Raw genomic sequence first — 11,473 nt, 5'->3', positions numbered from 1 at the left:
GATTCCCACCGCCTCCACCACTACCTGAGATCAAAAAAACTCAGATACATAAACCTACCGAGCAAAAAGTGTTACCCATCTGCCCGGTCTAAACTGTTACCTATCTCCCAGGCTGCACAGATCTCTACTGGGACGCGGCTTTAGCCGCTGAGGGCATAGCCTCGGTACCTCAGCGGCTAAAGCCGCATGCATTTCAGTGCGGGGACGGGACGGCTGAAGCCGTCCCCTTAAGCAAGGCATTCGCACCTTCGGTGCGAAATGGTTGCGCCGCCGCGCAACGGTTACAGATTTGGAGGCTGAAATATAGCCGGCCATCACCGTCTTCGACCGAAGATAGAGCGATTGGTTTAGGGGATCGCGTCCCCCGAGCTGCATCCAGGATGTTGTATTCCCCTTCCCGGTGATCGCAGCAGTGCTGAGCATCTTCGCGGGTGTTGATATCCCAATTGTTTTCATGAGCATTCGCTGGTGGCGTACCCAGCATCCTTCACCCGTCTTAAGCGGCGACGGCTCACTCGATCGGAGCATGTGGCCCGCGTTCCTGATCAATTTGGCAGCGTGTTTTTGTGGGGATGCACCTTGGTCTATGCTCGCTATGTCATCGTGAGACATGAACAGCGCTCTGTCGAGTGCGATGCCATGGAAGGGATAATGGTTTAACCATGGGTTATACGATCAACAATCTCCACTTCCTATGGGCCGCGGCTCAGGAAGCGCTGGGCAATCGCTAAACGCCAAACGAATGGCAGATAGCCTATCAACCATTGAAACCTGATGGGTGGGCCTATTGCGCCAAAGTCGTCAGCCGGCGGCGCAAAACTATTCTGTTCGCAGGGCAGTCAACGGTTCGATACTGGCGGCGCGCCGCGCGGGCACCGCACTCGCTGCAAGCGCAACGCACACAACCGCGGTAATCGCGAGGAAATAGCTTGCCCCGTCCAACGGCTTCACTCCGTACAGGGATGAGTCCAGAGCTCGCCCCACGAGCATTGCTAGCGGAATGCCCAGGCTGACCCCGATTGCGGTGAGGGCCAGAGAGTCCCGAATAATCATCCAAACCACCTGGCCTCGTCCGGCTCCCATCGCCATGCGTATTCCGATCTCTGCCGTTCGCCTGTTCACTCGATACGCAAGCGTGCCGTAGAGCCCAGTCGCTACCAATGCGACCGCCAATAGTCCGAAGAACCCGGCGAGCCGAGCGAAGAGCATTTGATTCGAGATCGTCAAATCATACTGGGCGCGCTGGGTTATCGGCTGAATCAAGGGAAGATTCGGATCCAACTGCTGTACCATTCTGCGGGCCGAAGGCAGAATGGCAAGCGGCTCTCCCTGCACACGCATCTCCACTTCCATCTTGCCAATGATGGGAATCTGCGCATACATATACCAGGCCATGGGAATCGGCTCTTCATCAATACTGCGGTACTTATGATTCTTCACCACGCCGACAATAGTCATCTGATACATCCCGTTATCAGGACCGATGATATGTCCCAGTGGGTTTTGATCGGGAAGGAAGCGCTTTGCGAACTCCTCGTTGATGATGCCGACGTGAGGCGAAGCCGGTGTGTCGGAATCGGCAAAGTCACGGCCTTCAAGCACGGGAACTCCGAGGGTCGTAAAGAAGCCTGGGCCGGCTACGTTACTGCGAACCGTTCTCGAACTTCCATTTGCAACCTCCGGCAGTTTGCCGTCAACCATCATGTCGCTGTTATCGGACCACCATGCCCCAAGGCGCTCTTCCATGATGGTTACGGATTCGACGCCGGGAAGTCCCCGTAATTTTCCGATCAGCTCGCGGTAGAACTCTCTGCCCTGGGGAAGCGACTTAATATGCGGACTCACCCCGAAGACGACAAGACCATCGACCTTCATCCCAAGCGAAGTGTTTTCGAGATTGCGCAGCGTGCGAAACAGAAGTCCAGCACCGACGAGCAGAACAACGCAAAAGGTCATCTGAAGCGTGACGATGATCCTGCCAGCACGCGACTTTCCTGTATCGGTCGCAGAGGTCGCTGCGGAGGTCTTGAGAGCGAGCGATGGCGCTGCTGCGAGAGCGATGCGAAGAGGGGCCAGTCCAAACAGAATGATCGCCAATGTCAGAACAGCCACAGTGAAACGCAGAACCGTTCCGTCCGGAGCAAGGCTCGATTCGATCTGGGCCCAGGCGCCAAGTGCCCTGGTCGCGAAAACAGCGAAGGTCCAGGCCACGACTCCTCCCGCCACCACGAGCAGCAGGCTTTCCGTCAGCAGTTGCCGCAGCAAGTCACCGCGACCTGCGCCCAGGGCCAGCTTCATGCTGAACTCCCGCTGCCGGCCTGTATTGCGCGCCGTCAGAAGCATCACAACGTTCGTAAGCGCGATCAGCAATACCAGCGCAACCATGCCCATCAACAGCCGCAGAGGCTTGCCGTACTGCTCGGCATATCCAGGGAATCCTTTTGCCTCAACGAGACTTAAGGTTGGCCTCTGCTCGCCGGCCATCGGTGAGCCAAGACCGATGTAAGCTGCTGTCTGAAACACGGGCTGCAACTGCGCCACGGCCTGTGTCTTTGTGACGTCCGGGCTGAGCCGCCCAATCAGCCGCAGACACCACCACGTCGGGTTGGCCATATATGCCTTGCCATCTTCGGGCGGATTTCCCCATGCATTCAGCTCGGGCCGATTCTGTAAGGGCACCCAGAAATCAGTCGACTTCCCGGCCTCCAGACCTTCAAAGCCGTTCGCAGCAATACCAACGATGGTGAAGCCAATGCCGTTTACGTATAGCGTCGTACCCAGCACATCCGGATTGCGCGTAAAACGCCGGGTCCAATACTCGTTGCTGATGACGGCTATCGGCGCGTGGTCCTTCTCGTCCTGTTCCGTAAACCCGTGGCCGCGTTGCAACTTGACACCCAGGCCAGAGAAGAAGGCGCCGCTCACCATATCGCCCTCGGCCTCTTCCGGTTCCGATCCGTAGCGAACTGCCACTTTGTTTCCCGATAGCGGGACGTATGCGATCACTGCGGACATTCCGCCAGCCTGTTTGCGCAGGGCGTCGTAGACCGGGTAGGAGAAGGTCTGCGTGCTATCGATCGTGCCGGTCCCGCGCGGGGCATTCGAGGTATGCAGATAGACGAGTCGATCGGCATCGGCTACCGGCAGCGACTGCAGCAACACCGCATTCATCACACTGAAGACGGCCGTGTTTGCACCCATGCCCAACGCAAGCGTCACGATGGCCGTGATGGTGAACCCTGGGCTTTCCAACAGGGAGCGGACGCCATGCCTGAGGTCGCGCAGCAATTTATCCAGCCATATCCAGCGCCCATGCATGTAAAACTTCTCCTGTGCCGCACGCACGCTGCCGAAATTCCGCCTTGCCTTCCAGTGCGCAGCGTCCTTGCTCAGGCCCTCACGCTGTAACTCCTCGGCTTCCAATTCGATGTGAGCCTGAATCTCTTCTGCAAAATCCTTCGCAGTGCGCTTGCGCCTGAACATACTCATCCCTCCTCGGACCGCGGCTGATTTGCATCCAGAATCAGCCCAACTGCTCGCGTCAGCCGCCGCCATTCACTCGTTTTTTCCGTCAGCTGGTCGCGCCCCTTCTCGGTAAGCGAGTAGAACCGCGCTTTGCGATTGTTTTCGCTTACGCCCCACTTGGCGCGAATCCACTTCCTGTCTTCCAGCCGTTGCAAAGCGACATAAAGCGACCCATGTTCGACAAGGAAGACATCTTCCGATTGCCGTTGAATCGATCGCGCAATCCCCTGACCGTGGCACGAACCGAAGACAAGGCTCTTGAGGATCAGCAGGTCCAGGGTGCCCTGCAACAGGGCAATTCGTTCGTCGTTATTCTCTCGGGTCGACATTCTGCCCAAGTATCCGCTTGCTTGGGTAGAATGTCAACACGAGTCTGAACGTCGGCGATTATGCACTTATTCACAAGGTGTAAGCGATGAATTCCAGGGCAGTTGCCTCCGGCGCCTCCGTTTGTTAAGTTGGCGTACATGCCGTCATCTGTGCCCGAACAACTCAGCAGGACCATTGAAACTCTTTACCGCTCCGAATCGGGCCGGGTTCTGGCGACACTGGTGCGCCTGCTCGGAGACCTGGACCTGGCCGAGGAGTCGATGCATGAGGCCTTCGCTGCCGCATTGGACACATGGCCGAAGAGCGGCATTCCGGACAACCCGCGTCCCTGGCTGATTTCAACGGCACGCTTCAAGGCCATTGACGCCATACGCCGTCGCGCGCGCTTCGATGGAGCGCAGCGAGATCTAGTTGTCCACATGGAGTCGCGCGTCAATGACGAACCGGGCGGAAGTGGCGAGGCGGCGGATGAAGAGATAGAGGACGATCGACTGCGTCTGATCTTCACCTGCTGCCATCCCGCTCTGGCTCCGGAAGGACAGCTTGCGCTCACTCTGCGGGAGATCTGCGGCCTGACCACGGAGGAGATTGCCCGGGCATTTCTGGTGACGCCGGCAACGCTGGCCCAACGCATCGTGCGTGCCAAGACAAAGATTCGCGAAGCGCGGATTCCCTACGAGGTGCCGGCGCCGCAGGAGTTGCCGGAGCGGCTGAACGCCGTGCTTCAGGTCATCTATCTCGTCTTTAATGAGGGCTATTCGGCTGCGGCGGGAGCCGAGGTCACGCGGGCCCAACTCACCGGCGAAGCCATTCGATTGGGACGGCTGCTGATGGAGCTTCAGCCAGAGCCGGAGAGTATGGGGCTGCTTGCCCTGATGTTGCTGCAGGAATCCCGCCGCGCCGCAAGGACCTCGCCGACCGGAGAGCTGATCCTGCTGGAACATCAGGACCGCTCGCTCTGGAACCGGGAGCAGATCGCCGGGGGAGTGGCACTGGTGGAGCGCGCCCTGAGCTCCCGCCGCTTCGGCGTTTACACACTACAGGCTGCGATTGCGGCCGTTCATGCGGAGGCGGAATCGATCGCTGCGACCGACTGGCGGCAGATTGTCGCGCTTTACAACCAATTGGTGCGGATTCAGCCTTCACCGGTTGTGTATCTCAACCGCGCCGTGGCCATTGCCGAGTGCGATGGTCCGGAGGCTGGTCTGACGCAGGTCGAAGCGGTGTTAAAGCAGGGCGAATTGGCGAATTACTACCTGGCGCACTCCGCCCGTGCCGAGATGTACCGCAGACTGGGCCAGACAGCTGAAGCCCGGGCTTCGTATGAGAAGGCGTTGGCGCTGACTCAACAGGAACCGGAGCGGCAGTTCCTGCAGGAGCGGATTCGGCAGTTGAAATAAAAAACTGAAATAAAAATCGGAACGGCTGTCGAATTTCCGTCTCCCCAACGACTATAGGGCAAAAGAACGATGCGCTGCGGTTTCCTGAGTGAATGGGAAACGAGCCACAGAGACCAAGGAGAAAAAAGTCATGCCGCAATATATGGTTTGCAACTACCTTCCCGATAACTTCGACCCGTCCACCGTAACTGAGGCGATGATGGAAGAGATCCACGCGCTCAACCGCGAAATGATTGCAGCCGGCGCCAGGAAGTTCGCCTGCGGTATTGCCCCGGTTGCCAATGCAAAGACGCTGCGGAAGCAGGCGGACGGCAAGGTACTCATCACCGACGGACCGTACATCGAGACCAAAGAGCACATGGGCGGATTCTGGATTCTGGAAGCCGCCAATCTGGATGAAGCACTCGCATGGGCGAAGAAGGCCGCCATCGTCTGCGATGTGCCCGGCGAGGTGCGCGAGCTTCTTTTCTTTCCTGCCCCGTAGCCACAGATCTAAGCACCAAAGGCCGGGGTCCCCAATGAACGTGTTCATTGGGGTGAAAAGGCGCGTTCTATACCAGCCTGGGGCAACGCCCAGGTCTACGGCCCATAGAAATTAAAGGGCTGAAGGCCCGCTCTATAGCCCTCAGTGAAGGCGGAAGCAAGAGGAGAAGAACTGTGAAATACCTATGTTTTGGCTACTACGACAAAGACAAATTCGATGGCATGACTGATGCCGAGCGAAACGCGATGTTCGACACATGCTTTGAATACGACGACCATCTGCGAGCCAACGGGCACTGGGCCGGTGGCGAAGCACTTCAGGGTCCGGAAACCGCTTTGACCTTGTCCTGGAAGAACGGCAGAGTGGCAACGACCGATGGTCCCTATACGGAAACCAAGGAACACCTCGGCGGCATCCTCATCCTTGAGGCGAGAGATATGAATCATGCTGTACAGCTCATCGGCCAGCATCCGGCGCTGAGGTATGGCAACAGTTTCGAGATTCGGCCAGCCGGAGATATGAGCGAAATCGTCAAGGCAAGTGAGCAGCGACGGCGGGTCACTGCTCACTGAAGATGGCTCTAAGGCGTATCGGCAAATTATGTTGACCTGAGATAGAAACTGGTGGGAGCAGCGGGCTTTAGCCGCTGAGGGCGATCAGAATATAAACGTGCCTCAGCGGCTAAAGCCGCGTTCCTTCTCACGTCGGTACGGTATGGCTGAAGCCATGCCCTTAAGCAAGGCATTCGGGCGTTGCGCGAACAGAAAAAGTTCCATCTCTCGATGAAGAATAGAAACAGAGGGTCTACTCTTCCAGGCCTTGTTTATTCTGCGCTGCCTTGGCCTTCACCAACCGCGGTCCGGCACACAGCCATTCCCTTCGCACCCTAATGGGCATAGCTGACGACACGTGTCAGCTTCCAGCTTCCGTCTTTCAGTTGCCAGATATGCAGGAACTTGGCTTCTCCTACCTGCCACTCATCCGCACCTGGATCGAGAAAGCGAGTCATGCCTAGTTGCTTTGCTGCGGGAAACTCTTTCTCGTGGCCAGGGTGATGGAAGCGATGGACACCCATCTCGATCGCTCCATAGCCTTTGACCGGGTAGACCTGCAGACTTCCGGGCACGAGTTCGCGAACCATCACGCCGCAGGTGTTGTGTTTGACGGAGTCGAGAAAGGCCTGCCTGCCCTGCATCAGGCCGCCCTGGTCATGGTAGAACTCGAGATTCTCGTCTACCAACGCGGTCAGCTTCTCGTAGTCGCAGTGATTCGCCGCATCAAACAACTGCGTATCGAGGTTTTGCATCGTCTCGAACAGCTTGGATGGTTCGGTTTGGGATCCGGTCTGGGAGAAAGCTGCGGTCGAACCCAGCAGCAGAAGGTACAGGAATGACTTCGGTATCACGAACTGCATGGGCGGTCCTCCCTGTTCCCTGCGACGAATAGAAGGCATTACGCAGTTGGAGCCGCTAAAGTTCAATGGGTATCGACATATTCGCGATACCCATGCACCGGGTGCCCCGGGTCCCTCAAGGGACCTGGGCCCGGCCTTTCCTGTCCCGAGCAAGAATTCTTCAGCGATTTCGCGTGAGGATTATAGATCGGGCCTTCAGCCCTCAAACCTCTTAACTATCCGAGACCTGGGGCGTTGCCCCAGGCTGGTATAGAGCGCGCCTTCAGCGCTCGGAGCCAGGCACCTTTTGCTTTGTCATTTCGAAGCGCAGCGGAGAAATCTGCTTCTCGTTTCTTCGCCCGGGTACCCCACCCTCACAGAGTTAGGGTGGGTTAGGAAGACCGGCAAACCCTAACCAAACACAGAAACGAAATTGTCGATACACCTACTAACACCAACCATCTCTGCGCCGCATCCGCGGCGCAGAGATGCTATCAACTACTTCGACCACGGTGGCACGACACCATTCATGCGGGCATAAGCGATCGACTGGCCAAGATGCTCATGCTGATCTGAGAGCAGCAACATAATCGCGCTCTGCTTGGTCATGTCCCTGCCGAACAGCTTAACCGGTGCGCTGAGGTCGCTGTCGGAGAGGCCGCTGATGGCCTTCTGCAGATCTGCATACGAGCTCTTCAGTGCGGCCTGAAGTTTGGTGGGGTCGGTGATCGGCTCCGGTTTGGGGCCTGACGGAGCAGCGGCGCCTGTGATCACGCGGGTGAGCATTCCGTTTTCCATCACGATCAGGTTGAGGACTTCGCCGACGGAGCGAACACCCTGACCCGGCTTCCAGTCATACTTGCCGGTCATTGCTCCGGCAAGGCCGACGAACTTTCCGGACAGCCGATCTGCGTCCGATGCGTACGCACTCTGGAAGCCTGGCTGTGCGGCGGCCGTTTGGGCACGAAGACCCGAAGCGGCGAGAACGACAACAAGGAAGAGCCCACACGCAAGCGAAGCGATTCTGTTATGTCTCATGATTTGTACTCTTTCTACCTGCGCGTGCAGGCGGTTCGGATTTAGCGGCGAATGTGCTCGTATGTTGACCGAGAACCATTGGATGAGTGTGAACCGAATTGTACTCGCAGAACATGTCCCCTGTTACCAGGTAGCCCGGAAGCGCACCGCTCACTCCGCTTATTTCTTCGTGCGTCTCGGCGCGATATCGTTTGCCTGCCGCATGAGGAAGTTCCGAAATGCTCCAACGCTCCCTACAGGTGACCGGGGCCTCCGGATCGAGCCGGTCGAAGGTGTCAGCAGCCCAGGCATTATGCCGGTAGACACCGGCCGTCCGCGCCTGCTGCGCGATGCCGGGAAGTGGGGCCGGATCGAAATTACCCAACGCCAGCACGACGGCTCGCGCTTCCAGCGTTCTGCCGTCGTGGCAGGTCAATATCGCTCTGTTTCGCGCGAGTTTAGATCGACCACCTTGGCGCGGAGATACCCGATCCCGGAGACAGAGGCCAGCAGCGACTGAATGTATCTCCCGAAGACGGCACGCGGTGCGAAGGTCTTGGGCTGCGCCATCATGGGCTCCGCGTGCGGATCATGGTTCGCTCGCAGCCACGTCAGGAAATGATCGGGCTCGTCGCGCAAAGCACTGATCTTGCCAGCCGGCACGTTCAACAGATGTCTGTAGCTTGGTGTCGCATAGGCCAACCCAAGTCCAGGCGACGTGCCGGGATCCACTACAACGACGCGAACCTTCGGGTTTTGGCGGATGAGGTGATAGGCCGTGAGAGCTCCACTCACTCCACCACCAATGATTGCGATCGGTGCTGTTGCTGCGTCGTGCGTGTCCATGACTCGACACTAGGCCGAGATCGTCGGCATTGGAATTCGCAAATTCTTATGCGGTATAAGCGGAGCGCGATGTAGGGGTTTTAAACAGAAAAGAGAAAGGAGAGGCTATCGCCCCTCCTTCCCATTCTTAGGATATCGCAGGCCGGGGGGCTTGCCGCAAGGCCCGGGTTTTGCCGCACAATCGGCAGGCTGTACTCAGAACCTGGGAGGCAAAATGGATATGAAATCGAATGGATCGCATGCAGTAGTTATCGCCGGAGGAGGTCCGGCGGGACTGATGCTGGCAGGTGAGCTGGCGTTGGCGGGTGTCGATGTCGCCATTGTCGAGCGGCGCACCAGCCAGGAGCTTGAGGGGATACGCGCAGGCGGCCTGCACTCGCGGACGATCGAGGTGCTGGACCAGCGCGGAATCGCGCAACGGTTCATCGCACAGGGCCAACCGCACGACATGATGAGCTTCCACGAAACTCCTCTGCGGGTCAGCGATCTCCCCTCCCGGCATAACTACACGCTCGCACTATGGCAGAACCACTTCGAACGCATCCTCGCCGAACATATCTGTGAGCTGGATGTACCGATCTATCGCGGATGCGACGTGACCGGCTTCGCGCAGGATGATACCGGCGTCGATGTCATGCTCTCCGACGGCGGATCGCTGCGGGCGGAGTATCTGGTCGGATGTGATGGAGGCCGCAGCCTGATCCGCAAAACAGCTGGCATCGAGTTCCCCGGCTCGGATGCAACGACAAGCTGGCTGATCGCCGAGATCCAGACGACCGAGGAGCCGGCATGGGGCTTCCGCAACAACGCCGTCGGCATTCACGGAATCGGCAAGCTTGACGATGGAAAACGCGCCCGTGTCGTACTCACCGAACCGCAGGTGGGTACAAGCGAACCGACACTGCGCGATGTGAGTGAAGCGCTGATCGGAATCTACGGGACCGACTTCGGGGCTCATAGTCCTAACTGGGTCTCGAGATTCACCGATATGACACGGCAGGCTGCGACCTATCGCGATCGACGAGTGCTGCTGGCCGGCGACTCTGCCCACGTGCATCCCCCGATGGGCGGACAGGGCTTGAACATCGGCGTGCAGGACTCGATGAATCTGGGATGGAAGCTCGCCCAGGTAGTGAAGCGGATCTCGCCGGATCACCTGTTGGACACGTATCACGCCGAGCGTCACCCGGTCGCTGCTCGCGTGTTGCGCAACACCATGGCGCATGTCGCGCTGCGCCGTCAGGACGAACGCTCGAAGGCCCTGGCTGAGTACGTCTCGCAGTTCCTCCGCATGGACGAACCGCGCGTACGAATGGCCGCGGAGGTATCGGGCCTCGACGTCCATTACAACCTCGGCGAAGGACATCCCCTGCTCGGCCGCCGTATGCCTGATCTTGATCTGGTCACCGCAAATGGCTCGTTGCGGGTCTTCACTTTGCTGCACGATGCCCAGCCGGTGCTGATTAATTTCGGTGAAGGCAGCTTCGACATCGCTCCGTGGAAGGATCGGGTTCAGTTGGTCGATGCGAAGTACACGGGTGCGTGGGAACTTCCGGTGATCGGAGTCGTCACTGCTCCCATTGCCGTATTGGTGCGTCCCGATGGATATGTGGCCTGGGTGGGAGACTCGACGCAAGAGGGACTCGTTGATGCACTGACGATGTGGTTTGGACCTGCTGCGGAAGCGTAGCGTGTAGGTTCAGATTAATTTCAACAAGGTACAGACTGGGTGCCCCATATCTGGCGGTTTCATCGCCAGATGTGGGTTCGGCGAACTTCGGTATCTTCTCCGATACATTGCCCTCAGCGGCTAAAGCCGGCTGTTGTTGGGGCTGATACGGGACGGCTGAAGCCGTCCCCTTAAGCAAGGCATTCGCGCGTTGCGCGAACGGGTTTTTAGTCTTGCTTAAGGGCATGGCTTCAGCCATGCCGTACCGGCGCAGAAAGGAATGCGGCTTTAGCCGCTGAGGTCAAATCTATCCCCTACCACCCTGCCACGGCGGACAAAGTCCCCATGACGATCACATCTTGACAATCAAGACGTGAAGCTGCCAAGCTTGGTTCCATGACTGAGCAGAACACCGATGTCATCCAGGGCACACTCGACCTGCTGATCCTGAAGACTCTGAGTCTCGAGCCGATGCACGGCTTCGGCATCGCCCGCCGCGTCGAACAGGTCTCCCGCGGAGTGTTCAAGGTGAACCCCGGTTCCCTTCTCACGGCGCTGCAGCGATTGGAACGTGCCGGCTGGCTCGATGCAGAGTGGAAGAACACCGAGAACTCGCGCCGTGCGAAGTTCTACATGCTTACGCGCGCGGGCAGGAAACAGTTGGAGTTGGAAGAAGAGGACTGGAACCGGCGATCCTCCGCCGTAGCCAGGCTTCTCCGCCAAGAGGCGTAACAGCCACTCTGGTGTCAAGCATGTTTCTCATCGAGAACCCACACACTGGGTGCCCAAACGGTGTATGGGAGTTCAAC

General features: G+C 58.2%; 11 protein-coding genes. 5 read left to right on the top strand and 6 right to left on the bottom strand.

Annotated elements, in window-relative coordinates:
• Positions 1-819: 819 nt before the first annotated feature.
• On the bottom strand, positions 820-3,483 hold the full coding sequence (locus tag AB4Y89_RS22595; RefSeq protein ID WP_442303202.1) for an ADOP family duplicated permease: 2,664 nt from the start codon (positions 3,481-3,483) through the stop codon (positions 820-822).
• A 2-nt stretch (positions 3,484-3,485) separates the two neighbouring features.
• On the bottom strand, positions 3,486-3,854 hold the full coding sequence (locus AB4Y89_RS22590; RefSeq protein ID WP_442303201.1) for a PadR family transcriptional regulator: 369 nt from the start codon (positions 3,852-3,854) through the stop codon (positions 3,486-3,488).
• Between the two features lie 138 nt (positions 3,855-3,992).
• On the opposite strand from AB4Y89_RS22590, the gene AB4Y89_RS22585 reads away from it, so the two are divergent.
• The 3 genes from AB4Y89_RS22585 (at position 3,993) to AB4Y89_RS22575 (ending at position 6,311) form a co-directional block, all read left to right on the top strand.
• Entirely contained in the window at positions 3,993-5,255 is a 1,263-nt protein-coding gene (locus tag AB4Y89_RS22585) for an RNA polymerase sigma factor (protein ID WP_442303200.1), read from the top strand.
• A 130-nt stretch (positions 5,256-5,385) separates the two neighbouring features.
• The gene (locus AB4Y89_RS22580) at positions 5,386-5,739 is read left to right on the top strand and encodes a YciI family protein (protein WP_442303199.1); all 354 of its coding nucleotides are present in this window, start codon (positions 5,386-5,388) and stop codon (positions 5,737-5,739) included.
• Positions 5,740-5,912: 173 nt separating this feature from the next.
• Complete coding sequence (locus tag AB4Y89_RS22575) at positions 5,913-6,311, top strand: YciI family protein (RefSeq protein ID WP_442303198.1); 399 nt, start codon at positions 5,913-5,915, stop codon at positions 6,309-6,311.
• A gap of 314 nt (positions 6,312-6,625) precedes the next feature.
• On the opposite strand, the gene AB4Y89_RS22570 is transcribed toward AB4Y89_RS22575, so the two are convergent.
• From AB4Y89_RS22570 to AB4Y89_RS22555, 4 genes are all read right to left on the bottom strand, one after another.
• Positions 6,626-7,153, bottom strand: coding sequence for a nuclear transport factor 2 family protein (locus tag AB4Y89_RS22570; protein WP_442303197.1), 528 nt, complete (start codon positions 7,151-7,153; stop codon positions 6,626-6,628).
• Positions 7,154-7,630: 477 nt separating this feature from the next.
• Positions 7,631-8,170 carry a DinB family protein gene (locus tag AB4Y89_RS22565; RefSeq protein ID WP_442303196.1) on the bottom strand — a complete coding sequence of 180 codons (540 nt, stop codon included), beginning with the start codon at positions 8,168-8,170 and terminating at the stop codon, positions 7,631-7,633.
• Positions 8,160-8,585, bottom strand: coding sequence for a hypothetical protein (locus tag AB4Y89_RS22560; protein ID WP_442303195.1), 426 nt, complete (start codon positions 8,583-8,585; stop codon positions 8,160-8,162). The genes AB4Y89_RS22565 and AB4Y89_RS22560 overlap by 11 nt, the downstream gene beginning before the upstream one ends.
• Complete coding sequence (locus AB4Y89_RS22555; RefSeq protein ID WP_442303194.1) at positions 8,582-8,995, bottom strand: FAD-dependent oxidoreductase; 414 nt, start codon at positions 8,993-8,995, stop codon at positions 8,582-8,584. Before AB4Y89_RS22555 ends, AB4Y89_RS22560 begins: the two co-directional genes overlap by 4 nt.
• 220 nt (positions 8,996-9,215) lie before the next feature.
• Between AB4Y89_RS22555 and AB4Y89_RS22550 the strand changes: the two genes are divergently transcribed.
• Together AB4Y89_RS22550 and AB4Y89_RS22545 are read left to right on the top strand one after the other, a co-directional pair.
• On the top strand, positions 9,216-10,685 hold the full coding sequence (locus AB4Y89_RS22550) for an FAD-dependent monooxygenase (RefSeq protein WP_442303193.1): 1,470 nt from the start codon (positions 9,216-9,218) through the stop codon (positions 10,683-10,685).
• Positions 10,686-11,060: 375 nt separating this feature from the next.
• Positions 11,061-11,396: a PadR family transcriptional regulator gene (locus AB4Y89_RS22545; protein WP_442303192.1), complete on the top strand. Its 336-nt coding sequence runs from the start codon at positions 11,061-11,063 to the stop codon at positions 11,394-11,396.
• Positions 11,397-11,473 lie beyond the last annotated feature (77 nt).

Origin of the sequence: Terriglobus sp. 2YAB30_2 (assembly GCF_052114765.1) — a bacterium.
In the GTDB taxonomy this organism is placed as follows: Bacteria; Acidobacteriota; Terriglobia; order Terriglobales; family Acidobacteriaceae; genus Terriglobus.
This window is presented reverse-complemented; position numbering and strand designations above follow the sequence as displayed.